At 66.5% G+C, this 22,501-nt stretch carries 22 protein-coding genes; 11 read left to right on the top strand and 11 right to left on the bottom strand.

All coding sequences use genetic code 11. The features are described 5' to 3' along the window. Positions 1-19: 19 nt before the first annotated feature. On the bottom strand, positions 20-856 hold the full coding sequence (locus M9M90_RS13750; protein ID WP_254833786.1) for a VOC family protein: 837 nt from the start codon (positions 854-856) through the stop codon (positions 20-22). A 144-nt stretch (positions 857-1,000) separates the two neighbouring features. Then, positions 1,001-2,152: an AraC family transcriptional regulator gene (locus M9M90_RS13745; RefSeq protein WP_254837137.1), complete on the bottom strand. Its 1,152-nt coding sequence runs from the start codon at positions 2,150-2,152 to the stop codon at positions 1,001-1,003. 304 nt (positions 2,153-2,456) lie between these two features. On the opposite strand from M9M90_RS13745, the gene M9M90_RS13740 reads away from it, so the two are divergent. Both M9M90_RS13740 and M9M90_RS13735 read left to right on the top strand, forming a co-directional pair. Further along, a complete protein-coding gene (locus M9M90_RS13740; RefSeq protein WP_254833785.1) occupies positions 2,457-3,467 on the top strand; it encodes a zinc-binding dehydrogenase in 1,011 nt (336 codons plus the stop codon). Between the two features lie 25 nt (positions 3,468-3,492). After that, the gene (locus tag M9M90_RS13735; protein ID WP_254833784.1) at positions 3,493-4,989 is read left to right on the top strand and encodes a class I adenylate-forming enzyme family protein; all 1,497 of its coding nucleotides are present in this window, start codon (positions 3,493-3,495) and stop codon (positions 4,987-4,989) included. A 23-nt stretch (positions 4,990-5,012) separates the two neighbouring features. Here M9M90_RS13735 and M9M90_RS13730 read toward each other — a convergent pair whose 3' ends face one another. Next, the gene (locus M9M90_RS13730) at positions 5,013-5,435 is read right to left on the bottom strand and encodes a PaaI family thioesterase (RefSeq protein WP_254833783.1); all 423 of its coding nucleotides are present in this window, start codon (positions 5,433-5,435) and stop codon (positions 5,013-5,015) included. A gap of 315 nt (positions 5,436-5,750) precedes the next feature. Beyond that, a complete protein-coding gene (locus M9M90_RS13725) occupies positions 5,751-7,232 on the bottom strand; it encodes a M81 family metallopeptidase (RefSeq protein ID WP_254833782.1) in 1,482 nt (493 codons plus the stop codon). 819 nt (positions 7,233-8,051) lie between these two features. Between M9M90_RS13725 and M9M90_RS13720 the strand changes: the two genes are divergently transcribed. The 6 genes from M9M90_RS13720 to M9M90_RS13695 all read left to right on the top strand — a co-directional run bounded on the left by M9M90_RS13720 (position 8,052) and on the right by M9M90_RS13695 (position 14,537). Beyond that, positions 8,052-9,311, top strand: coding sequence for a D-amino acid dehydrogenase (locus M9M90_RS13720; protein ID WP_254833781.1), 1,260 nt, complete (start codon positions 8,052-8,054; stop codon positions 9,309-9,311). A 16-nt stretch (positions 9,312-9,327) separates the two neighbouring features. Beyond that, complete coding sequence (locus tag M9M90_RS13715; protein ID WP_254833780.1) at positions 9,328-10,566, top strand: thiolase family protein; 1,239 nt, start codon at positions 9,328-9,330, stop codon at positions 10,564-10,566. A 47-nt stretch (positions 10,567-10,613) separates the two neighbouring features. Continuing rightward, a complete protein-coding gene (locus tag M9M90_RS13710; RefSeq protein WP_254833779.1) occupies positions 10,614-11,372 on the top strand; it encodes an SDR family NAD(P)-dependent oxidoreductase in 759 nt (252 codons plus the stop codon). Positions 11,373-11,435: 63 nt separating this feature from the next. Next, positions 11,436-11,897: a RidA family protein gene (locus M9M90_RS13705; protein WP_254837136.1), complete on the top strand. Its 462-nt coding sequence runs from the start codon at positions 11,436-11,438 to the stop codon at positions 11,895-11,897. A 53-nt stretch (positions 11,898-11,950) separates the two neighbouring features. After that, positions 11,951-13,222, top strand: coding sequence for an alanine racemase (locus M9M90_RS13700; protein ID WP_254833778.1), 1,272 nt, complete (start codon positions 11,951-11,953; stop codon positions 13,220-13,222). A gap of 262 nt (positions 13,223-13,484) precedes the next feature. Further along, positions 13,485-14,537 carry an alpha/beta hydrolase gene (locus M9M90_RS13695; RefSeq protein WP_254833777.1) on the top strand — a complete coding sequence of 351 codons (1,053 nt, stop codon included), beginning with the start codon at positions 13,485-13,487 and terminating at the stop codon, positions 14,535-14,537. Between the two features lie 225 nt (positions 14,538-14,762). Here M9M90_RS13695 and M9M90_RS13690 read toward each other — a convergent pair whose 3' ends face one another. Genes M9M90_RS13690 through M9M90_RS13680 form a run of 3 tightly spaced genes read right to left on the bottom strand, consistent with a single transcriptional unit; the run spans position 14,763 to position 18,017 of the window. Beyond that, positions 14,763-16,154: a recombinase family protein gene (locus tag M9M90_RS13690; RefSeq protein ID WP_254833776.1), complete on the bottom strand. Its 1,392-nt coding sequence runs from the start codon at positions 16,152-16,154 to the stop codon at positions 14,763-14,765. Continuing rightward, positions 16,151-17,335, bottom strand: a complete 1,185-nt coding sequence (locus M9M90_RS13685) for a recombinase family protein (RefSeq protein ID WP_254833775.1) — start codon at positions 17,333-17,335, stop codon at positions 16,151-16,153. The genes M9M90_RS13690 and M9M90_RS13685 overlap by 4 nt, the downstream gene beginning before the upstream one ends. A 7-nt stretch (positions 17,336-17,342) precedes the next feature. Further along, the gene (locus M9M90_RS13680; protein WP_254833774.1) at positions 17,343-18,017 is read right to left on the bottom strand and encodes a peptidase S24; all 675 of its coding nucleotides are present in this window, start codon (positions 18,015-18,017) and stop codon (positions 17,343-17,345) included. Between the two features lie 63 nt (positions 18,018-18,080). Here M9M90_RS13680 and M9M90_RS13675 point away from each other — a divergent pair, with 63 nt between their 5' ends. Further along, positions 18,081-18,254 (top strand): hypothetical protein, encoded by a 174-nt coding sequence (locus M9M90_RS13675; RefSeq protein WP_254833773.1) that lies wholly within the window; start codon positions 18,081-18,083, stop codon positions 18,252-18,254. On the opposite strand, the gene M9M90_RS13670 is transcribed toward M9M90_RS13675, so the two are convergent. After that, a complete protein-coding gene (locus M9M90_RS13670) occupies positions 18,193-18,966 on the bottom strand; it encodes an alpha/beta fold hydrolase (protein WP_254833772.1) in 774 nt (257 codons plus the stop codon). The two genes, M9M90_RS13675 and M9M90_RS13670, sit on opposite strands and share 62 nt — an antisense overlap. Positions 18,967-19,156: 190 nt before the next feature. Between M9M90_RS13670 and M9M90_RS13665 the strand changes: the two genes are divergently transcribed. Then, entirely contained in the window at positions 19,157-19,831 is a 675-nt protein-coding gene (locus M9M90_RS13665) for an alpha/beta fold hydrolase (protein WP_254833771.1), read from the top strand. 114 nt (positions 19,832-19,945) lie between these two features. Here the strand turns inward: M9M90_RS13665 and M9M90_RS13660 are convergent, their stop codons facing one another. Together M9M90_RS13660 and M9M90_RS13655 are read right to left on the bottom strand one after the other, a co-directional pair. Next, on the bottom strand, positions 19,946-20,335 hold the full coding sequence (locus tag M9M90_RS13660) for a helix-turn-helix domain-containing protein (RefSeq protein ID WP_254833770.1): 390 nt from the start codon (positions 20,333-20,335) through the stop codon (positions 19,946-19,948). Positions 20,336-20,417: 82 nt separating this feature from the next. Further along, positions 20,418-20,936: an RNA polymerase sigma factor gene (locus M9M90_RS13655; protein WP_254833769.1), complete on the bottom strand. Its 519-nt coding sequence runs from the start codon at positions 20,934-20,936 to the stop codon at positions 20,418-20,420. Positions 20,937-21,686: 750 nt separating this feature from the next. On the opposite strand from M9M90_RS13655, the gene M9M90_RS13650 reads away from it, so the two are divergent. Continuing rightward, the gene (locus M9M90_RS13650) at positions 21,687-22,139 is read left to right on the top strand and encodes a MucR family transcriptional regulator (protein WP_254833768.1); all 453 of its coding nucleotides are present in this window, start codon (positions 21,687-21,689) and stop codon (positions 22,137-22,139) included. Between the two features lie 108 nt (positions 22,140-22,247). Here M9M90_RS13650 and M9M90_RS13645 read toward each other — a convergent pair whose 3' ends face one another. Then, on the bottom strand, positions 22,248-22,493 hold the full coding sequence (locus M9M90_RS13645) for an excalibur calcium-binding domain-containing protein (protein WP_254833767.1): 246 nt from the start codon (positions 22,491-22,493) through the stop codon (positions 22,248-22,250). Between the last annotated feature and the right edge of the window lie 8 nt (positions 22,494-22,501).

The raw sequence follows: 22,501 nt of genomic DNA, 5'->3' as shown, positions 1-22,501 counted from the left end.
TTCGATCGCGAACCTGGGGCTAAGGGGTCTCGGCGAAGACGATCAGACCCTCGCCGAGGTCGGGCCGAGCGACCCAGACGCGGTCCGCATTCGCTTGCGTCGGGACGCCGGCCCGATCCAACAGATCCCGGGTCCGCCGAAGGTCGCGAACCCTTACCTCCATCGCGGCGATGTGGGGATTGCGCGGGCCGGGCCCCGATCCGGGGAACATGAGCTGGAAATTCTGCGGCGATAGGCAATGAATTCGGGGGAGGTGGCTGGACGTCACCACGAACCCGGTTTCCTTGGACGCCACGGCCCCATCGGCCATGGCCGCCAGTTCCCGCACTACGGCCTCATCTTCGTCGAATACGACATGGAGGGCGCTGATCGCGACGGCGCCGTTGGGGTGGTCGAGCCACTCAGAGCGCCAGACCAGGTCCGGCGTGCGTTGGTTGCAGAAGAAGAAGAAGGCCTCGAACGGTGCGGCGACCCGCGCGTCGGCGATCTGGAATCTGGCCACATCTTCTTCATCTCCGAACGAAACCGGCCGACTGATCTCCACGCCCTCGCCCAGTCGGACACCGTCTAACGCGGCCCTGGCGCGAGAGCGCGCCAGATCGTCGGTGGCGAACGCGCATCCCGCCAGGCCGCCGCGACGGGCCAGCTGGTTGCGGTAGGTGAGGTTCTGCGGGCGGGGCTCCGACAGGGCCAGCAGCTCCCAGTAGCAGTCGGGAAGCATGATCAGCGAATTGACGGTGCCCCGCCCGGGATGGACGCCCCGCTCAGTGATCTGAAAGCCGAGGCGCCGCGCCGCGGCTCTGGCCCGCTCGAGGTCCTCGACGAGGGAAACCAGATGATCGATGCCGGTCCGCATGGAGTCGGGTCCTGAGCTCAAGTCGCATTCTCGATGGGCGCTATCGAGCCGCCTGACGGGTGCTGACCCTATGACAGGCGGCCGCGCCGGTGCGGCGTACGGCTATTGCGATCCGACCTCATTCCATTGTCCGGCGCCTCGCCCTCAGGAGGCCCGCCACGCCTTCGGCAATTCCCCGAAGTGCCGCTTGAAGGCTGAGGTGAAATTCGCCGGGTACTCGTAGCCCACGAGATAGGCCACCTCGCTGACGCTGTAATTCTTGGACAAGAGCAGTTCGGACGCCTGATCCATCCGGCACCGGATGACGTAGTCATAGACGGTCTCGCCGAAGAGCTCGCGAAACCCCTTTTTGAGCTTGGTCTGATTGACGCCGACCATGGCGGCGAGCTGAGGGATACGGGGGGGGCTGGCAAAGTGCTGGGCCAGGTAGTCCCGGGCCTCCGTCACCCGATTGATGTCCTTGCCGCTGAGCCGCGACGTGGCGCGCCGGGCCGTTTCCCGGGTCGCCAGATCGCTGATGAGGAGGCAGAGAACCTCGGTGCAGACCGAGCGGAGGAAGGGCGCGCGGAGCTCGCGCGTGAGCCGGTGGCGGGAATCGATGATGCTGCGCGCGGCCCTAAGCATGTCGGGCGTCAGACTGAGATTGACCGACACATTTGGCTGGTCTGACCCGAACGCGCCATCCAGCGGGGCAGGGGCCTCACCGGCCTCCAGACCCAGGTGATCGGTCAGAAAGCCGCGCCGGAAATGGAGCACAAGCATGCGGGTCGCGATGTCCGGAGCGATGAAATAGCCCCCGCGGCTCTCGCCGGGAGAGAGATAGAGCATGGCCTCGGGGCCCTTGAGCACCGCGCTTCCACCCTCGTCGCGCAACTCGCCCGAGAGGAGCAGCCGTAGCTTGAAATAGCCGTCGCCGGCGACCGTGACCCATGCAGACTCCCGATAGGTCGCGTCCGTCACCGATACGAGCAGGTGGTCTGTCGCCCGAAAGAAGTCCCAGTATCCGACGCCCTCGTCGCCGGTGAGAAACTGCCTGAGGCCGCCCGGGCGGCCCCTTGCCGGCGCACCGGCGGCGCCGCGGAGATCAAGACCGGGCGATTGGGCTCGCGGGACGCCGGCCGCGCCATCGTCAATCGCGCGCTCCAGGCTCGCCTCATCGAACCCGACGAGGGTCTCGTCGGTGATCAGAATATCGGGTGGTGTTTCGCGGGACTGGGGCGCGTTGGTCCTCGCCGCCCGCCGATCCGCCGAGCCGGACGTCGCGGTTTCGGAAGTCTGGCCGCGCTGTGATTGCATCGCCAAGGCCCTTGCTCCGACACGATAATGGATCAGGTGAGATCCGAGTCCCCGGGTTCGATCCGACCGCGGCACGCTACACCTTCGGACAGCCAAGCTGCATACGGCGAAACCCCGCACCCTTGAAGTCGAACCCTCGGTTTCCCGGCAAGTCTAGGGGGGGCTGGAAAAACCTTAAGCGCCCTGCATGGCTTGCTTCGGCTGCAATCAATCTCGGGTCCCCTGGCAACAGTCGGCGCCTCCTCGAGCGCCTAGGCTTCCATCGGTGTCGCGGCGGGTCGCGACCGAAGGCGAGGAGTTCCGAATGCGCGCGACGTTGACGATGGGCCACGGGGACCGCGGCCAACTTCGATGCGTCACCGATTGGGAGACGCCGGTCCCCGCGTCGGACGAGGTGCTCCTGCGGATCGCGGCGACCGCGGTCAACTATCACGACATCATGACCCGTCGCGGGATGCCCGGAATCAAGATCGGACTGCCGATCATCACGGGCTCGGATATCGCCGGCGAGATCGTCGCGCTGGGGTCCGGCGTCAACGACTGGTCCATCGGAGACCGGGTCCTGGTCGATCCGGTCCTGCGTGGCGGCGATCGTTTCGGGATGATCGGTGAGACCCGCCATGGCGGACGGGCCGAGTTCGTGGCGGCACCCGCCCGACAACTCATCGCTGTCCCCGACGGTGTCGATCTGGAGGCGGCCGCCTCGCTGCCCCTGGCCTATGGGACGGCCTATCGAATGCTGATCACCCAGGGCGGGCTGGCGGCCGGTGAGCGGGTGCTGGTGCTCGGCGCGAGCGGCGGCGTCGGGGCGGCCTGCGTCCAGCTGGCGAAGCTGTTCGGCGCCGAGGTGGTGGCCTGTGCGAGCTCTCGGTCAAAGGTCGATCGCCTCGCGGAGATTGGCGCCGACCATTGCATCAACTACAGCGAACGGAACTTCGCCGAGGCGGTGCGCGAGCTCTATGGCAAGCCGAGGGTGACGGGCGGCGGCGGCGTCGATGTCGCGGTCAATTTCACCGGCGGCGACACCTGGGTCGACACCCAAAGGTGCGTCCGCCTGGGCGGCAGGATCCTGACCTGCGGGGCGACGGCGGGGTTCGACGTCAAGACCGACATGCGGTTCCTGTGGACCTTCGAGCACCGGTTCATCGGCTCGAACGGTTGGTCTCCAGCCGACCTCGAAGCCCTGCTCGATCTCATCGATCAGGGAAGATTGCGGCCGGTAATCGACAAGATCCTGCCACTGGAGGACGCCGGCGAGGCCGAGCGCATGCTCGAGGACCGCGAGGTCTTCGGCAAGGTTCTTCTGAAGCCCTAAGGGCGTCCGACCAAGGAGTAGCGGCATGGCCCGACTGACCAATTTCGGCGATATCGTCGCCGGCGACCTGAACCCGCCAGGCATGGCCGTGATCGACCTGCGAGGCGGCGAGCGCTGCTTCACCCGCGGCCAGATCGCGGCCGACATAGCCGCGCTTGCAGACGGCCTGAAACATGCCGGCTACGCGCGTGGGGATCGCATCGCCATCGCCGCGGAAAACTCCTACGAGTTCGTGCTCGCCTATCTCGCCGTGATGCGCGCGGGCCTCGTCGTGGTCCCGATCAACTTCAAGCTTCCGGCCGAGACCATTGCATACATCCTCAGGGACGCCGGCGTTGTCGCCGTGCTCGTGGACCGGGAACGCCGCCACCTGGTCCCGCCGGGCATGATGACCTACTCCATCGACGCGACCGATCCCGACGCATTCCGTGGCATCTGGGGCGCGGGCGGCGGCCCGGCCGAGCCGGTCGAGACGGGTGAGATCGCCGAGATCCTCTACACCTCCGGCTCCACGGGCCGACCGAAAGGGGTGCCGCTTTCTCACGACGGCCAGATTTGGGCGCTTGAGCTTCACCGGACCGACGCCGCGGACGAAACGACGATCGTCGTGGCGCCGCTCTACCATATGAACGGGCTCTTCAACGTCACGTTGGGGCTGATCAACAGCGTGCCGATCGTGCTCATGCCGCGGTTCGACGCGCGCGACTATCTGAAGGCGATCGCCAAGTACCGCTGCACCAAGCTGAGCGGAATTCCGACGATGTTCGCCCTCGCGGCGCGAGAGCTCGATCTCGTATCGAGCCTTGATCTCAATTGCGTCCGCCAGATCACCATCGCCTCGGCGCCCTTGACCGCGGCCCTGGTGGAACGGGTGTCGGGACTCTTTCCCAACGCCGCCATCCAGAATGGATACGGCTCCACTGAGGCCGGGCCATCGATCTTCGGCGACCATCCTCTCGGTTACCCGCGACCGCTGCTCTCTCTGGGCCATCCACTTCCCATGATCAGCTGGCGTCTCACGGGCGGCCCGTCAGAGGACCAGGGGGTGCTTGAGCTGAAGACCCCGGCCTTGTTGGAGGGCTATCTCAATCTCCCGGAGGCCTCCGGAGAGCGGATTCATGACGGATGGTATGTGACCGGCGATGTCTTGCGCCGCGACGCCCAGGGCTTCTTCTACTTTGTCGGGCGGGCCGACGACATGTTCGTGTGCGGAGGAGAGAACGTCTATCCCGGTGAGGTCGAGAAGATGCTCGAGCGCCATCCTGGCGTTCATCAGGCCGCCGTCGTACCCGTGGAGGACGAGATCAAGGGCCAGATTCCGATCGCTTTCATTGTCCCCTCGCCAGGCCAGAGCCCCTCGGCGGCCGACCTGAAGGCCTTCGCCCTGAGGGAGGGACCCGCCTACAGCCATCCGCGCGCCTTCGAGATTCTCGACGCCCTGCCGGTCGCCGGCACGCACAAGGTCGACAAGATGGCGCTGGTGAAAGCCGCCGAGGCCGTGGCGCGCCGGCTCGAACGTTAGGGCCGGCGCGGGGCGAGGCGCGACTAGCCCGCCAAGGTGCTGTAGCAACCCCGGCCTACGGCGACCAGGCGGCCCTCGGCATCCACGACGTCGACATCCACGACCGCGATAGATCGCCCCGCGCGACGCACCAGGGCCGTCGCGACGATTTCCGACCCGCCGGCGGGCCGCAGATAGTCAACCCGGAAGTTGATGGTCGGCACGGCCGATCCCAGGGACATCATGAGCGCGTAGTCGCCCGTAACATCCACCAGACTGGCGATCGCGCCGCCATGGTACTGCCCCGTCCCGGCCTGCCTCTCAACCACCTTGGAAAAGGGCATGCGGATGGCGAGCGTCGACCGCTCCGGATCGGCGTTGACGACTTCCAGGGCGAGGTGGCGCTGGAACGGGCTGTCGTCGAGATCGACCTGAAGCTGGTCTTGAGTGAGGGCTGGCCGGCTCATGCTGTTTCGCTCCGCAGGGCGCTCCGTCCGAGGGGGCGGAGCTGTCGGGCCAAGGCTAGCCCGCCGCGGTCGTCGCGAATGCTGGAGTCCGGCCCATTGGGATTGTCAGTGGGTGAATGGGACGAAGGCCGAAATCGGAAGCCCGAAGAGGATTCAGGCAAGGCGGTCCGGCTCTGGTCGACGTGCCGGCGCCCGCCGCGGCCGCGAACCAACATCGCGGCCGGGCCTCGAGGTTCTTGATCCCGGCAGGCCGGTGTCGGCGCCGGACAAACCGAGGAGATCCCGGCCTTGGGAGGCTGACAGGGAAGGGGCGGCTCAAACCTTCGGGGGATCGGTCTCGTGAGGGTGCTCGACCTTCGGCCAGTAGGGCATTGTGTTCTTGCGATAGGGGATGTTCTCGAAGTCGGGCCGCAGGGTGCCGTTGGTTGTCACGTGGAGCACATCGGAGGTGAGCTTGGAGAAGGAAGCGTGGAAGTGCTGGGTGCTCTTGACGACGATGATCCTGCGCTCCGAAAGGTCCAGGCCATGTCGCTCGAAGGCGTCCGTGGAGAAGGTCTGAGCGCGATGCGACACCAGGACAAGGTCCACCCCCTCGGCGCTCACCCACACCGACTCGCCGAGCTTGGAGCGCGCGTCGCCGCCGGCCAGTCCGGTCTGCCAGTGCTCGGGGATGATGGACTGCACGGTCACCTCAAGATCGATCGGATGGCCTGAGGCCGGCCCGCACTTTCCACCGACGCGCAGGGGTATCTTCGCCCCGACGCCAGCCTCGCTGGCGATGCCCACGGCGACCGGATCCCACATGCAGCCCATGGCGACGCCCTGAACCCCCCTGGCGAGGATCCGCTCGAGGATGAATGTCGAATCCGTCGGCGCTGCCCCGCCAGCGTTGTCGGCCACGTCGGCGAAGACGACCGGCCACCTGCCTTCGGCCAGCACCTGATCGAGGGCCTCGTCGACTTCGAGATACCGCGTGCCGGTGCTCGCGCGCAGGTCCCAGAATTCGTCGCCCAACCTCCGAGCCAGCAGCTCGGCCTCCAGGGGTGCGTCATCGGTTGTCACCAGCACCTTTGCCCCGCAGCCCTGGACGTCGAGCCAGGGGTTGCCATGCGCCAATGAGACCGAGAGCACGCCGTCGCGCCCCTCCAGTCTTTGCATCCGGTCAACGAAGCCGCGCATCGGCTCCTGGGTCGTACGCCACAGTCCGATCATGCGCAGGTCGCGCAGCACGCTCACGGGACGCACCTCGCCCCGAGCCGCCCTGACGCAGATGTCGTACAGTTCCCGGGCCCGGGGCACGTGATCGACGTGAGGGTATTCCTTGAACAGCACGATGGATGTGCAGCTATCGACCATCTCCTGGGTCAGGTGGGCATGCAGGTCGAGTTCCAGCCCAATGGCGGCCTTCGGACCCACGATCGCGCGCGCGCGGGCCATCAGGTCGCCTTCGCAATCATCGTAGCCCTCCGCTGCCATGGCCCCGTGCATGTAGAAGAGCGCGACGTCGACCTGCCCGGCTGACTTGAGGTCGGACAGGATGTCGTCCCGTAGAGCTTCATAGACGCCGCGAACGATGGGCCCCGAGGTTTGGGCGAAGGTGGTCAGGCCCTCGATGACCTCGTGGCCGTCGGTTTCGGCCAAGCGACGCCACTCAGCCGGCGCGGCAAGCGCCGAATCCCGGGACGTCGCCGTTCCATTCCCCCGGTTGATGCCGCCGCGCTCGAAGCTGCGGTAGCTGGTCGGGAACACCGAGAACGAAATCGCCTCCATGGAGAAGGCGGCAATGAACACGCGCATGAGCAACCTCGCCTCAACGGCCCCGCGATGTGCGCCGACCTTATCCAGAGGCAGGTCGACCGGGCGCACAGTGGCTGGCGCGCCGTCGCACGAAACGGATGTGAAAACATGTTCCGGATGCGTCACAATATTCCACTAGACAGCGACCTCGACAAGGAGGCCTTCGCTAGGAAGGCCTTCGAATCCATCGAATCCGGTGCGCAGGTGTCGCCTCTCACCAACTGTGATTCAATGCATTATCTCCAAATGTAAGCAGTTTGATGGTGTCACTATGTAGTAATTCGGGAAAAGGCGACAAATGCCGAAACAGTACGAAATATCAGACCTGCTAAATAAGTATATTAACGACGAGGGTCCTATGTAAACTTAACGTTGGAAATGACTGGCGCCGCGTAAGTTAAAAGTCGGCCAATCGTAGTGGTACATTGTCTGTCCTGCCTCGCGGAAGATTGGACGTCTCACCAAGACAGAATGACGATTGGACAAGCGGGGCCGGGTGGTCCGTCGTGAGATAATGTGGAATATCGTGTAGCGGATACGAAACTTTGGCGTCGAGGGTGGAGATAGGCGATGGATGGGCCGGCGAGGAGGTCGATGCGGCGAGGCCTGAGCACGGGGCCGCTGGCGCCGGCCGCGATGCGGGACACCATGTCGCTCCGTGATCCAACGCCCTCGATCGCGGCCTGATCGCATAGCTGATCTCCGACCCGAGTTCACCGTCCTCCACCAACGCTGCGGACCAGCAGGACCTCCGTCGACGTCCGCTGTCACCTCGACCCGCCGGCTTCCGCCGCCCCATCTGGCTCAATTGAGTTTCCAATGCCCGCGAAGAAGTCGACGGTTGTGATCGGGTCCGGCGTCATCGGCATGGCGACCGCCTACTACCTCGCGGCCGAAGGCCGCGCCGTGACCGTTATAGATCGTGCGCCTGACGCCGCGGACGGCGCGAGCTTCGCCAATGGCGGAATGCTCACGCCCAGTCTGGTGGATCCCTGGAACGCTCCGGGGGTCTTCTGGAAAATGCTGACCTGGATCGGCAGGGAGGACGCTCCGCTGTTGCTGCGGCCGCAGGTCCTGCCCCAGCTCCTGGGTTGGGGCGTGGAGTTTCTTCGCCAGTCGGGCGAGGCGCGCTTTCGGGCGAACATGGCCAAGAACCTCAGCCTGTCGGTCTACAGCCTCCAAATGATGGCCGAGCTGCGGGAGACCCTCGGGCTCACCTATGATCAGGCCCTGTCGGGGTCACTGAAGGTGTTCAGATCCAGCCGCGACCTGAACGAGTCCCTCGCGCGCAGTGAACTGCTGCAGTCGTTCGGCCTGCACCTCGAGGCCAAGGACCGCAAACAGGTCCTGGCCCTGGAGCCGGCTCTTGGGGACATCGCCGACTCCATCGCCGGCGGTGTCTTCTGCCCGAGCGACGAGCTGGGCGATGCTCGGCTTTTCACCCATGGCCTGGCGCGCGCCGCGCGCGATCTCGGCGCCGAATTGCGCTTCAACGAACAGGTCATCGGCTTCCAGATGGATGGAGACCGAATTGGGCACGTCCTCACGGACACCGAAACCCACACGGCCGACGACGTTGTCGTGGCGGCTGGCTGTTGGAGTCCCAAGGTCCTGCGCCAGCTTGGGATGAAGCTGCAGGTCCAGCCGGTGAAGGGATACTCGCTCACGCTCGACGCCGACCGCTGGCTGGAGCGACCCGGCTTGGCGGTGATCGACGACGCCCTGCACGCCGCGGTCGTGCCCCTGGGCAAGCGCCTGCGGGTCGCCGGCACGGCGGAGCTCGCCGGCTATGACGACCGACTCGCGGCCGGCCGGATCGCCAATCTGCGCACCCTCCTGGCCGAGATCTACCCGGCAAGCTGCGGCCACCTGGACGCCATGCCCGCGCGCGCCTGGACGGGGCTGCGCCCCGTCACCCCCAATGGCGTGCCGGTCATTGGTCGGCGGGGGTTCGCCAACCTCTATCTGAACACAGGCCATGGCCATCTCGGTTGGACGATGGCGGCCGGCTCCGGGCGTCTGCTCGCAGATGTGATGGTCGGTCGCCGCCCTGCAATCGATCCCGCCCAATTCAATTGAGTAAGGAACGCCCCGAATGCGGAACGTCTATGTGGTCGGTGTGGGCAGCACCCGCTTTGGTCGCCACACCGGGGTCAGCGTAAAGCAGCTTACCCGCTCGGCCGTTGAGGAGGCCCTGCGGGACGCCGGCCTGGGGGTCCCTGCGATCCAGGCCGCCTTCTTCGCCAACACGGTACAGGGCGCGCTTGAAGGCCAGATAATGGTGCGGGGCCAGATGGCGCTTCGGCCGCTGGGGATCGAGGGCGTACCGATCTTCAACGTCGAGAACGCCTGCGCCAGCGCTAGTTCCGCGCTCAATCTCGCCGTGCAGCACATTCGGGCCGGCGCCAGTGACGTCGCGCTTGTGGTCGGCGTCGACAAGATGTGTGTCCCCGACAAGGCCGCGATGCTGGGGGTGTTCGACGGGGCGTGGGACGTCCACGAAACCGAAGCCGGCCAGGCCCTGCTCATGGCCCTGGGGCGGGGAGTTGATCCGCCCGCGGGAACGGCAGGCCTCGAAACGCGCAGCGTCTTCATGGACATCTATGCTTCTTTCGCCAAGGCGCACATGCGCAACTTCGGGACCACCCAGCGACAGATCGCGGCGGTCTCGGCCAAGAACCACCAGCATTCGGCTCTGAATCCGCTCGCGCACTATCAGGCCTCGATGACCATCGAAGAGGTTCTGGCCGCGCCCACCGTCGTCTGGCCCCTGACCCTGCCCATGTGCGCGCCCGTGTCCGATGGCGCGGCCGCGGCGGTGATCTGCAGCGAGCGCGTCCTGCGAGACCTGAACAGGTCCCGCGCCATCGCCGTGCGCGCATCCCAGGTCCTGACCGGCGTCACCCGCAGCGCGGATGATCATGAGCGCCACCTTTGCCGGATCGGGGCGCTGCGCGCCTATGAGGAGGCGGGCCTCGGGCCGGGGAGCATGGACGTCGCAGAGGTTCACGACGCCACGGCCTTCGCCGAGATCGTGCAGGTCGAGAACCTGGGATTCTGCGAGATCGGGCAGGGCGGCTGGATGGCCGAGCGCGGCGTGACGGCTCTCGGCGGGCGCATCCCCGTCAATCCTTCGGGCGGTCTGGAATCCAAGGGTCATCCCATCGGCGCCACCGGCCTTGGCCAGATCCACGAACTGGTCCTGCAGCTTCGCGGCCAGGCCGGACGCCGCCAGGTCGAGGGGGCTCGCCACGCAATCGCCGAGAACGGTGGGGGCGTCTACGGGCTGGAGGAGTCCACAGCCGTGATCACCATCCTCAGCAACCAGCTCTAGGCGGCGAGCTGTTCCGACCAACCAAGTTCCAACCTGGAAAAGAGCAGATGAATCTTGATGGGATCGCCGCTGTCGTGAGCGGCGGCGCCTCCGGCCTTGGGGCGGCGACCTGCCGCGCCTTGGTCGCCGGCGGCGCGCGGGTCAGCCTGTTTGACCTGAATGTGGAGGCCGGCTGCGCCCTGGCCGCGGAACTGGGAGGCCAGTTTTTCGCGGTCGATGTGTCCGACGCCGCCAGCGTCGCGGCCGGTCTGAGCGGAGCTTCGGCGGCACATGGAATCCCCCGGGTCTTCGTCAACTGCGCAGGCCTTGTGGCCGGCGAACGAACAGCTCGGCCGGACCGCCCGCACGCTCCGAACGTCTTTGACCGGGTCATCGGCGTCAATCTCGTCGGAACCTTCAACTGCATGACCCAGGCGGCGGCCCTGATGGCGACCCTTGACCCCTTGGACGAAGAACGAGGCGTGATCATCAACACCGCGTCGATCGCCGCATACGAGGGTCAGATCGGGCAGCTGGCCTACGCCGCGTCGAAAGCCGCGGTCGTCGGCATGACATTGCCGGCGGCGCGGGACCTCGCCGAGTTCGGCGTCCGGGTCGTTTCGATCGCGCCGGGCCTGTTCCTAACCCCCATGGTGTCCGGGCTGCCCCCGGCCGTCCAGGACTCGCTCGGTCGACAGTCCCCGTTTCCCCGGCGGCTAGGCGCCCCGGCCGAGTTCGCGCAACTCGTCAGGGCGATCGTGGAAAATCCGATGATCAATGGCGAGACCATCCGCATCGACGCGGCGCTGCGCATGGCCGCCCGCTGAACATGGAGGGGCGAGGGGAAACCCCGTACGGCCCTGACTGTGAACTCCAAGGAAAAAGCACCAATGAGCAGTGTTGAAGAGCGGCTTCAGCGCCTGGGGATCAGACTCCCAGTCCCCGCGGCGCCGGTCGCGAACTACCTTCCCTTTGTCCGGATGGGTGGGGTGCTTCATTTCTCGGGCCAGCTATCGATCTGCGAAGACGGCCCGGTCACCGGGGTTGTGGGCGAGGACCTGGATCTTGAGACCGGGCGCCATGCCGCGCGGCTTGCCGGGATCAATCTGCTGGCGCAAATGCGCATCGCCTGCGCCGGGAACCTCGACAGAGTCGTCAGGGTCGTCAAGCTCACCGGCTTCGTCCAGGCGGGCCCCCAGTTCTCGGAAATTTCGGGGGTCATCAACGGGTGCTCCGACCTTATGGTGGAGGCGTTTTGCGATATGGGTCGCCATGCGCGATCGGCCGTCGGGGTCTACCGTCTGCCCTTGAACGCAGCCGTGGAGGTGGACGCGATCGTCGAGATCAACTGATCCCCGTCGGGGAGCCTGCTCCCCCGGGATGGCAGCCGAGACAGGTTAGGTACGTGAGCTCAGGATTCGAGACATCTGACGACGACCTGCTGGTCACCGACAGGTTCAAGGCGATTCCGTTCGGGATCGAGATATCTCTTCGCGAAATCGGGGCCCAGGGGTGGAATATCCTCGCCGGGGACATTCCCTTTCCCGCTGCGGTCATCGACCGAGATGCCCTCGAACACAACTGTCGCTGGATGTCCGCCTTCGCCCAGGATCACGGGGTCAATCTGGCGCCCCACGTCAAGACGACCATGGCGCCCAGGCTCATCGCGCGGCAGCTGGCGCACGGGGCCTGGGGACTGACAGTCGCAAATCTACATCAGTTGCGGGTCTGCACCCGCCTGGGCGCCAGGCGCGTAATCATCGCCAACCAGGTCGTCGGGCCTCGCGACTTAGCAGCCCTGGTCGACGAGTTGAACGCCCGGCGTGACCTTGAAGTCTATGTCCTCGTGGACTCGCTGGAAGGCCTCGACCTGCTCGACCAGGCAGCCCGAATGAACAGCGTAGCGGGAAGGCTGCTCGTCCTTGTCGAGCTTGGGTATGCGGGCGGGCGGACCGGCTGCCGAACAAGTGTTGAGGCGCTGGCGTTGATGGAGGCTGTGCGCCGGCGGCCGGCGCTCACGCTTGCGGGCCTTGAAGTCTATGAGGGCCTCTACCAGTCCCTGTCTGAGGCCGAAGCGTTCAAGGGAGTGGATGGACTGCTCGAGGCGTTTCTCGGGCTGTTCGAGGCGGCGAGGTCCAGGAACCTGTTTGAGGCCCGTCGCGCCATAGTGACCGCGGGCGGCTCATCGTTCTATCCGGAAGTCGCGACCTGGCTGGGGCGACTTGATGCCGATCTCGTGCTCCGCAGCGGCTGCTACGTCGTGCATGATCATGGCCTTTATGACGGTTGGCAGGGTCAGGAAACGCGCCCCAGGCTTGGAGCCGACGGGCTGCGGGGCGCGCTTGAGGTCTGGGCGCTCGTGCAATCGCGGCCTGAACCGAGCCTGCTGATCCTCGGAGCCGGTAAGCGCGATCTCGGCGCCGACGCGGGCTTGCCTCGGCCCATGAAACTTGCCCGGGCTGACGCCCGCGTCGTCGAAGGGATCGAAGGGTGGGAGACAGTCGCGCTAAGCGATCAACACGCCCATGTCCGCATTCCCGCCGCCAGTATCGTCGGCGTCGGAGATCGCGTTGGGTTCGGCGTCTCTCATCCCTGTACGACCCTCGACAAGTGGCAGCTCATCCACCTCGTCGACCGCGATTATGGTGTCGTCGACGCCGCTCTGACCTATTTCTGAGCGGCGGTGTCCATCAGAGACGCCTAGGGACCGTCTTCGATGCTCAGCCTTGTCCACCAGCTAGGTTGGCTTGTGTACCGTCAACCCAGCAGCGCCAGGCGTCGTTTTCCACCCGGTCTACCAAAGCCCCCTAGGTGACGAGTGACGGCGCGATCAGGCCCGACCGCCAGACCATCAAATACAAGATACACCTCTTGGCCTACTGTCGCCGGATGGTGGAACCCCGATTAGGTTGAGGGTCGAGGAGGCCGCCAGCCGGCCAATGCCGAACCGTATTCACGCAACAGAACTTCTATGGAAGGTGTTCTACTTAAGGAGGTTTGATGTCGTGGAATATATGAGAGCTGATGGCGTCGTCGTTGAGAAATCATTTGTCGAGATCAACGGAACTCACCAAGGAATGATCATCGAGAGCACCGATGAATCTCATCCAGTAATGCTCTTTCTCCATGGCGGGCCGGGGATGCCAGAGTATTTTCTCAACGACAAGTATCCCACGGGTTTCGAGCAAGAATTTACTGTCGTCTGGTGGGAGCAGCGCGGTTCCGGCATCTCGTACAATTCGGATATTCCCCATGATACGATGACGCTGGAACAGCTGATCGCCGACACAATAGAGGTCTCGAATCTACTTAGGCGAAGATTTCATAAGGACAAGATCTACCTGCTAGGTCACTCATGGGGTAGTTTTCTTGGCATACAGGTCGCGGCTGCGGCCCCAAACCTTTTTCATGCCTATGTCGGCATGGGCCAAGTATCCTACCAGCTGAGATCGGAGGTCGAGGCCCATCGATACATGCTGACGGCGTATCGGGCTCGAGGTGACGCCGTGATGGTCCGCCAGCTGGAGGCCGCGCCCGTAAGTATGGCCCAGGGGCTTTCCCAACGCTATCTGCGCCTGCGCGACGCCGCCATGCATGGGCTGGGGATCGGCACGACGCGCGACATGAGCTCGGTGATCAGCGGGGTGTTCATTCCGGTGTGGAAATGTAGAGCCTACAGTTTGCAGGAGAAGGTAAATATTTGGAGGGGAGTGTCGTTTTCCCGAGCGATGCTTTGGCAGGATTTCATAGAAACCAACCTCACCGCCACGGTTATTCAAATTGGAATACCCGTGTACTTCTTTATAGGGCTGTTCGACTACACCGCGAACTATGGTCTCGCCCAGGATTATTTTGCCAAGCTCAAAGCTCCAACGAAGGGCTTCTATACGTTCCAAAACTCAGCGCACAGCCCGCTATTCGAGGAACCGCTGCGGGCGCGGCAAATCCTGATAGGCGATGTGCTTGCGCAGCGTGATCGCCTCGCCGATTGAGCGCCAAGAGGACCGTGGCCCCGTTTTGGGAGCGGAAGGCCTCAACCCGCCATCGGGCCGAAGCCATGCTCCATGGCTCGTCCGGATCAGGCGCTCCAGGTGCGGGCGCGAGTTTGAGCGCGACGCCTGCAGCCAGCCGGGGTCATGACCACCGAGACTAGGGGATGTGAGGCGCTCGCCAGGCCGGCAGGACCACGCCGGCGCCACACACCGCTGGCCTGACTCTCACACAGTCGGAGTGATCCAGCGCAGTACGGTGCGGCGACGGGCCTCCAGCCGGGCCCGGCCCACCTGGGACCTGGCCTCCGCCGCGCCGATGCGGACAAAGCCCAGCTGAGCGTAGGCTTCGGCCAGACTCCCGAAACGCTTGCGGTAGTGATCGGAGCTGGGGATGTCAGGATCGGCGTCGACCAGGGCGGTGGTAAGGTCGCCCGCGCGCTCGAAGAGGCGGGCCAAGCCCTGCAGCATCTCGGTCTCATCCATGCGCTTGGGGAAACGCCGGCCCGGCGCGTATCCGATGGCCGCGAAGGCCTGGCGCAGGCTTCCGAACCTCACCCGATAGGCGCGGTAGTTCGGCACGCCGAGCGCCTTCAGACGGCCCTCGCCGACCACCCCATGAACCTCGACCACCGCCATGAGCGCCTCGAGCAGGTCAGGCGTTTCCGGCGTCGCGTGACGTCGCAGGACAGCCTGGGTTGCGGCGAAGGCCTTGCGGGACACCAGGGCCGGCGACGCCCCGGGGACGGTGATCCAGGCCTGGGCGGGTTGGTCGCGGCGCCTGCCGCCAAGCGGGGTGTGTCGCCGGCCCGTGACGAGGACGCCGGCATACTTCGGATTGGCGAGGATCAACCGCACCCGCTCGGCCGACCAGCTGGCGGCCCGCGGCGCGGCAACCCCCTCGCTGTTCAGGAGGTGGGCGATCGCCGCGGGGCCCAGGCCCTGCCTGCCGCACAGCCGGTGCATCCGTCGGACCACGGCGACGTCCCGGGCCGGACCCTTGACGAGGACCGTGTGCTGGCGCGGATCGGACTTGCGTTGGCCGTCTTCCAGGATCGGGCCCGGGGTCCCGTCGGCATTGACGAGCCGGCGGCGCAGGCCATAGCCCGGCGGCCCGTGCTGCCAGTGGCCCAGCGCCGAAAGCCTGGCCTGGGCCTGGGCGACCTTGGCGCCCAACTCACGGGAATATTCGGCGGCCATGGCGCGCTTGAGGCTCTTCATCAGCACGTCCTGCGCGGCCTGGCCCTCGGCGAAGGCCTCGGCGCAGTAGATGATGCGCACGCCTTCGCAGGCGAACAGGAACTCGTAATGGGCGGCCTCGTCGGGATCCTGGAACCGGCCCCACCGGCTGACGTCGTAGACCAAGACCGCCGCGAAGTCGGCGCGGCCCCCGAGGACGGTGGCCAGCAGATCGCGGAAGGCGGGTCGCCTAGCGGCCTCGACCCCGCTCACGGCGGAATCGGCGTAGGCGCGCTGGACGTCGTAGCCCCGCGCCCGGGCGAAGGCGTCGATCGCCGCGCGCTGGTGGGCGAGGGATTCCGGCTGCCGGGCCGTGGACATGCGCAGATAGGCCACGGCCGGGATGGCGCCCGGCTTGGGCGCCTGGGACGGGCCGGTCACGGCGCGGTTCGCCTCAGCCGCGGACGAACGATCCGCGGCGGCGCGGCCGCATGACGCCCACGCGCGGTCGCCGGAACATAGCCGATCCGCCGGTAGGCCTCCCTCAGACTGCCGAAGCGGTTGTGGTAGGTGGCCGGGCAGGGGACACCTTCCGCGCGCTTGATGATCTGCGACGACAGCCGGCCCTCGGTCCTGAGCAGCTCGGCGAGCCGGCCGAGCATGGCGTCGTCATCGAGCATGACCATGCGGTTGGCGATGATCCTGGCGGCCTTGGCCTGGTCCTGGCGGGGCACCGCGGCGGGCAGGGCGTCGGCGATCCTGACCCAGTCCTTGGGGGATTGCGCGACCGGGCCGCCGCCCAATTCGTAGGCATGCCGGCCGAAGACCTTGTCTCCCGCATAGGCCGGGTTGGTGAGGACGTTCTTGACCTTCTGGTAGGTCCAGGGGCGTCCGTCGCCATAGGGGATGGCCTCGTCGTTCAGCCGGCGGACCAGGGCGGTTCGGCTGACTCTTTCCTCGAGGAACAGGCGATAGATGCGCCGCACCATGGCGACCTCCTCCGGAGGCCCCGGAACCAGGACCAGGCGCTGGGACTGCAGCGCCTTCTGCTCGCCGCGCCCGAGCACCGCCAGCGGGCGCCCCGCGCCGTCGACCACGCAGCGACGCAGGCCGTAGCCCGGCTCGCCGGCCTGCCAGAAGCCCTGTTCGGCATTGCGGCGCTTGGCGTGGCGCACGGTCTTGGAAAGATGGGCGCTGTATTCGGCGGCCATCACCCGCTTGACCTGTTTGAGCAGGGCGCCGGCCACCCCGCCCGCGCCGAAGTCCTCGGCGCAGTATTCGATCCGCACCCCGGCCTGGCGGCATACGAACTCGTAGTGGGCGCTCTCGTCGGGGTTCTGGAACCGGCCCCAGCGGCTGACGTCATAGACCAGCACGACCTCGAAATCCGCGGCGCCCCCGACCACGTCGGCGAGCAGCCGTCGCAGGCCGCTGCGATTGGCCGCGCGCAGGCCGCTGACCCCGGCGTCCATATAGGTGGCGCAGACCTCAAGCCCGCGCCTCGCCGCATAGTCGGCGATGGCGCTGGCCTGGTTGTCCAGGGAATGGCGCTGCTGGTCGGTGGACATGCGCAGGTACTGCGCCGCGCGCGCCGTCGGTGGGATGGCCCTGGCGCCCGGCACGCCGGGCCTAGACTCCGCCGGAGCGGATGATGCGGCGCGCCTGATGGGGCGGGATGATCGCGGTGATGTGGGCGGCCCAGCGGAGCTTGCAGTTCTGGCGGGTGTCGCCGACCACGCTTTCGAGATCGAACCGGCCGGCCTTGGATCCGCGCAGCAGGCGCTTGACCAGGACCTCGTCGCCGGCCGTCTCGACCACGACCATATGGCCCAGCATGTCGGGGGTCGGCGGCGTGCGCTGGTCCTCGAAATAGATCAGGCCGCCGTCATCGGCCACGCCCCGCATCGAATGCCCGACGATCAGCAGGGCCACGGCCTTCTCGGTGCCGCCGGGCGGGATGGGCGCCAGATCGCCCGCCTCCTGCCCGGTGGCGAACAGCACCCGTCCCTCGGTGTCGGCGCCCACCCGGCCGATGACCGGGACCATCCGCGGAAATGGCGGCCTCGCGACGGCAGTGACGTCCGTATCTGGCGTACCTTGCCCCTCATATAGCCACTCGGGCCTGACACCGAAGGCCGCCGCATAGACCTTGGCCCGCCTGTATGAGAAGTCCGCGTTGCCGTTCTCGTTGGAGCTGTAGGTGTTGCGGTTCCAGCCGAACCGGAAGGCGGCCGCCGCCGCGGTGGGGAACCCGGCGTCCTGACGAGCGAGCTTGAGGCGGGCGGGGCGATCTGTGGACGACATGAACTGTATATAACATACAGTATTCTCTTGCGCAAATTGTGTAGATTTTATACATCAACCTTCATGACCCAGCGCTCCAGGCCCCCCGTTCCGCCGTCCAAGGACTCCCTTTCCGTCGAACTGGGCGGCTGGTTCAAGGCCAACGCCACGGGGGGCGGGGTTGTGGTCATCGGCGTCATCCTGGTGGTGCTGGGCGTCCTGGGCCTGATCCAGGTCTGGCTGACCCTGGGTGCCTAGGGCGAATTGGCCTCGTGGGGCGCGACGGCGCCTGCGCCGACCGGAAGGCGGAGACCTCTCTGGCGACAAGGCGGAAACAGGCCTCGGCGTGATGGTCCAGCAGCGCGTGGCCCGCCCCCGGGATGACCACCACCGAAACCCCCGGGATCGCCTCGCAGAGGCCGCGATCCTCGGGGTCCAGGAAGGCCGGCGGGGTGGGGAGGGGCCGCGGGGCGCCGAGGGGCATGTCTCCGGTCACGATCGACAGCGGCGCCCGCCGCGCCGAAACCCTCGAACGGTAGTCGATGTCGCGGGAGCCCGGGCCCGCGCCGAAGATATTACTCCAGAACGCCGGGGTCAGGGCCGAGAGCAGGGCGGGATCGCGGTGGATCGGCCAGAGCTCGCCGGTGCGCAGCGGCGGGTCAAAGGCGACGATGCGCGCGGCGCCGGCGAGGCCCATGGCCAGCAGTCCGCCCAGGGACTCGCCCACGGCGACGAACGGACGCCGGGGGAAGGTCGCGGCGATCGCTTCCTCGAAGGCGTCTGTCCAGGCCTCCACGTCGGTTCGGGAGAGCCAGGGGGCAAGGCCGTGACCGGGGAGCTCGGCCAGGACCACCTCGACCTCGTCCCCGAGGGCGTCGAACCAGCGCACATGGCCGGCCACATGGCGGCCGGCGCCATGAATGAACAGGACCAGGGGCCGCTCGGAGGGCGCCGCTGGCCTGAAGACCAATTCGACCTGGCCGTGCGACGTGGGAACGAAGTGACGATGGGGGCGCATAGGTCGGAGGAAACGCAGAGAGAGGCTTGATTTCACGGCGGGAAGCTGACACATCGCGCTGTCGCAATCTACACGTATAACGCGTAACTCAGCCATTACCGGCGCGCTTAGCGTGAATATACAGGCCTCGAAGAACGCCCGCATGCAACTTGTTCGTGTCGCCACGGAGGTCGGCGAGATCCATCTGGCGGCCGGCGAACTGGCCGGCCGGCGTCCCCTGGCCGCCGTCCTGGCCGGCTATGATCAGGTCATCGCCGACATCGCGCCCTTGACGACCCGGCTCGCCGACTTCGACCTCGTTCTTGGCCTGCTGCCTGGCCATGGCGGGGCGCCGATCATCAATCGGCCGACCGTCGAGGTCTGCGCGCGGGGCTTCACCCAGGCCCTGGCCCGGGCGCTGCCGGGGCGGCGGTTCTGGCTGGTGGGCAATTCCCTGGGCGGGGTGATCGGGATGGCCATGGCCGGCGATCCCCCGCCGGGCATGGCGGGCCTGGTGGCGATCGAGCCCTTCCTGGATGGAGAATGCTGGCCGCTCCGACGGGTGCTGGCGGTTAAGCCGACCCGGTTCAGCACGACCGTCTTCCAGGGGTCCTACGCCCACCTGGTGGGGCGGATGCGGACGCGCTGCACGGTGCTTGCCGGGGATCGGCCCTTGACCTCCGAGCCCCAGCCAGACCTGCCGAGCCTGCTCAGCGCCTCGGACCGGGCGCTCATCGCCCGCCATGCCCGGCTGGTGGACATTCCCGGTGGGCACGACATCGCCGCCGCGCACCCTGACCTCTGCGCCCGGGCGGTGCGGGAGGCGCTGGCGGCGTGAGCGAGGGCGCGCCCTGTCGACCTGGCGCCGCTCGCTATGTGTCCTTGAGATAGGACTGACCAGGTGACGTCCCATCGGACCATCGCCTGCGATCCTCCCGCCTCGGGCCGGCCTTCAGGCGCCTTCGGCGGCGGCCATGGATCGCGCCAGGTCGACGATGGCGCGCCGGAGCCTGGGCGAGAGGCTCATGAAGGCTTTGGCGAGTTCAGGCCCCCCGGCCTGGCTCAGGAACGCCGAATCCAAGGGAACGGCGTCGTCGCCGTCTCCGCTCGGCAAGAGGTCCGCCGGCCGACAGCCCAGGTGGCCGGCGATCCGCGACATCATCGAGGCCGAGACCCGGTTGGCGCCGCGCTCGTACTTCTGGACCTGCTGGAAGCTGACGCCGATCGCCTCGGCCAGGGCCGTCTGGCTGGAGCCAATGGAATTGCGCCGCGCGCGGATCTGCATCCCGACCTGGATGTCTATGGGGTCGGGGCCGGTCGCGGTCTTCTTGGATGGAGCCACGTGAATCGCCTCTGCCGTGGAGCGGAACCATCACTTGCGGCCCATACAGGGTTGGCGCAATCCGATGCAGCTTTGCCGATCCCTATGGCTTGTCGGTCAACTCCGCCGCGCAGTGGGCGAGCGCCCTCGACATCCGCCACTCCACCGTCTTGACCGAGAGCCCCAGGCCCTTGGCGATCTGAAGGTAGCTGAGACCGGTGAAGCGGTTGAGGACGAAGACGTCGCGATAGGTCTGCGGCATCGAGAGGATGATCTGCTTGAGGAGAACGAGCTCGGCCTGGTCGGGAGGGATCGCGATCTCCGGGCCGTCCTCAACCACCTCCAGTCGAAACGGCAGGCCGCCGCGCGCCCGGTCTCGGCGATGGTCGGAGACGGCGAGGTTGTGCGCCACCCGTCCCAGCAGGGCCGTGGGATGGGCGATCACCTGGCCCTCGTAGCGCTGCAGGCGCAGATAGGTCTCCTGGACGAGGTCGTCGGCCTTGTCCGGGCCGAACCTCCTGCTCAGGGTGGCCCTCAGCCATCCGGCGTACCGGCGGTAGAGCGCGCCGATATCCATGCGTCCCGCGGCTGCTGCGCCGCGTGCTGGTTGGTCCCGGGTCATCGCGTTCTCCCTCTCCGGGAGACGCGGAATCCTCACGCGACGGCAAGCACCGGCCCGGCGCGCCGTTGATCGCGGGGTGATCGAAGGAGATCGCGGCGTCTCCAGGGACACCAACGGACTTCATCACTGCCGAGGGGATTCCACGCCCCTGCCGACGGTGCGCCGTCGGCAGGCAGAGGCTGAATCAACCGGTGGGGAAATGCAACCCGTGGCTGAAGAATGAAGGGGGCGGATGTTGGAATCTCAGCAGTGTGAGCCCGCCTATTCGACCGGGTCGCCGCCGAGCCGCTTGCGCGGCTCCCCTGGCTCTAGACCTGGCTGTATTACGCGGCATCCGCCACCGCCTTGATAGGCGGCGACATTGGAGACCACAAGACTCGGGGAATCCGTCAAACGCTCAATAGACAAGAGCCCGGCCTTGCTGTGGCAAGGTCGGGCTCTTTGGATCGGTGAGTGAGCCCGTGGGGACCTGGCCTACCCGCCGAAGAGCGATCCCTCCAGACCGCTCCAGCCGTCAAGACCTCTGACGGCCATTTCATCCAACTAACTCAGCGGCGCGCCACAAGTTCCGACAGGCGCAACCCCCATCACAGACTCAATCTCCGGAGCGTCATTGCTGTCTGTTGCTGCTCATCAGCACGTCATGGCCATTCAGCCACAGCCGAGACTTCGCACGCCGTTCAACTCCGTCGCCTTGCCAACACAGTCGGATGTTTCTATCGGTGCTGCACATTCACGCGGAGAGATGTTGTGGCTGACGACGACAATAACCTTCGCGAACTCGTGGCCGATGTCGCCGCGGCCTATTTCTCCAATACACATGTGGTCGCCGCGGATATTCCCAACGTCATCTCGCAGATCGCCGCGAGCTTGCAGGCCGTGCGCGCCGGCGTTGAACCTTCACGCGAGGCGGCCGGGGCCCCGGTGGAGGCCCAGCCCAAGCTCACGCCCGCCCAGATCCGCAAGTCGATCACCCCCGAGGCTCTGCTGAGTTTCGAGGACGGCCGCGGCTACAAGACGCTGCGCCGCCATCTGTCGGTGAAGGGCCTGACGCCGGAGCAGTACCGCGAGAAGTGGGGCCTTCCCCGGGACTACCCGATGGTCTCGCCGAGCTACAGCGCGGCGCGTTCTCAGATGGCCAAGTCGATCGGTCTTGGCCGGAAAGTCGCGCCCGCCGCCAAGCGCGGCCGCGCCAAGGCCTGAACTCGGGCTAGCGCCTGACGTGCTTTGCACGGCGCGTGGCCGGCGGTCGCGCTTGGTCCCCCCTCTCTGACTTAACCCAGGCCTCGCGCTCCTATTCCCTTTCGATCGTCAGCGCGGCGTGTAGGGCTCACAGGCAAGCCCGTCCTGGTCGCGGTCGAGGGCTTCGCGGTGTCCCGGCTCTCCCGCTCGAAGCGAGTAGACGCCCGCGGCGTGAGCCGAGCTGCAGGTCCGATAGTAGGGCGCGAGAGCCACCTGTGGCGCGCCGGCCTTCAAGGCGGCGACCCACTGGCTCTTCAACACGTCTGGTCCAAAGACGCCGCCCAGGAACACCGCGAGGAAGGTGGCCGCGGTCACCAAAAGGG

It is taken from the genome of Phenylobacterium sp. LH3H17 (assembly GCF_024298925.1).
Classification (GTDB): Bacteria; Pseudomonadota; Alphaproteobacteria; order Caulobacterales; family Caulobacteraceae; genus Phenylobacterium.
Note: the sequence above shows the minus strand (reverse complement) of the source record. Positions and strands in the feature narration are given on the sequence as shown.

Bases quoted from the DNA above. Each gene is read 5' to 3' on its own strand.
- M9M90_RS13675 (WP_254833773.1), top strand. From the start codon at position 18,081: ATGACCCAGCGCTCCAGGCCCCCCGTTCCGCCGTCCAAGGACTCCCTT.
- M9M90_RS13715 (WP_254833780.1), top strand. From the start codon at position 9,328: ATGCGGAACGTCTATGTGGTCGGTGTGGGCAGCACCCGCTTTGGTCGC.
- M9M90_RS13725 (WP_254833782.1), bottom strand. From the start codon at position 7,232: ATGCGCGTGTTCATTGCCGCCTTCTCCATGGAGGCGATTTCGTTCTCG.
- M9M90_RS13720 (WP_254833781.1), top strand. From the start codon at position 8,052: ATGCCCGCGAAGAAGTCGACGGTTGTGATCGGGTCCGGCGTCATCGGC.
- M9M90_RS13705 (WP_254837136.1), top strand. From the start codon at position 11,436: ATGAGCAGTGTTGAAGAGCGGCTTCAGCGCCTGGGGATCAGACTCCCA.
- M9M90_RS13730 (WP_254833783.1), bottom strand. From the start codon at position 5,435: ATGAGCCGGCCAGCCCTCACTCAAGACCAGCTTCAGGTCGATCTCGAC.
- M9M90_RS13695 (WP_254833777.1), top strand. From the start codon at position 13,485: ATGCCGAACCGTATTCACGCAACAGAACTTCTATGGAAGGTGTTCTAC.
- M9M90_RS13750 (WP_254833786.1), bottom strand. From the start codon at position 856: ATGCGGACCGGCATCGATCATCTGGTTTCCCTCGTCGAGGACCTCGAG.
- M9M90_RS13665 (WP_254833771.1), top strand. From the start codon at position 19,157: ATGCAACTTGTTCGTGTCGCCACGGAGGTCGGCGAGATCCATCTGGCG.
- M9M90_RS13680 (WP_254833774.1), bottom strand. From the start codon at position 18,017: ATGTCGTCCACAGATCGCCCCGCCCGCCTCAAGCTCGCTCGTCAGGAC.
- M9M90_RS13745 (WP_254837137.1), bottom strand. From the start codon at position 2,152: ATGCAATCACAGCGCGGCCAGACTTCCGAAACCGCGACGTCCGGCTCG.
- M9M90_RS13655 (WP_254833769.1), bottom strand. From the start codon at position 20,936: ATGACCCGGGACCAACCAGCACGCGGCGCAGCAGCCGCGGGACGCATG.
- M9M90_RS13710 (WP_254833779.1), top strand. From the start codon at position 10,614: ATGAATCTTGATGGGATCGCCGCTGTCGTGAGCGGCGGCGCCTCCGGC.
- M9M90_RS13740 (WP_254833785.1), top strand. From the start codon at position 2,457: ATGCGCGCGACGTTGACGATGGGCCACGGGGACCGCGGCCAACTTCGA.
- M9M90_RS13735 (WP_254833784.1), top strand. From the start codon at position 3,493: ATGGCCCGACTGACCAATTTCGGCGATATCGTCGCCGGCGACCTGAAC.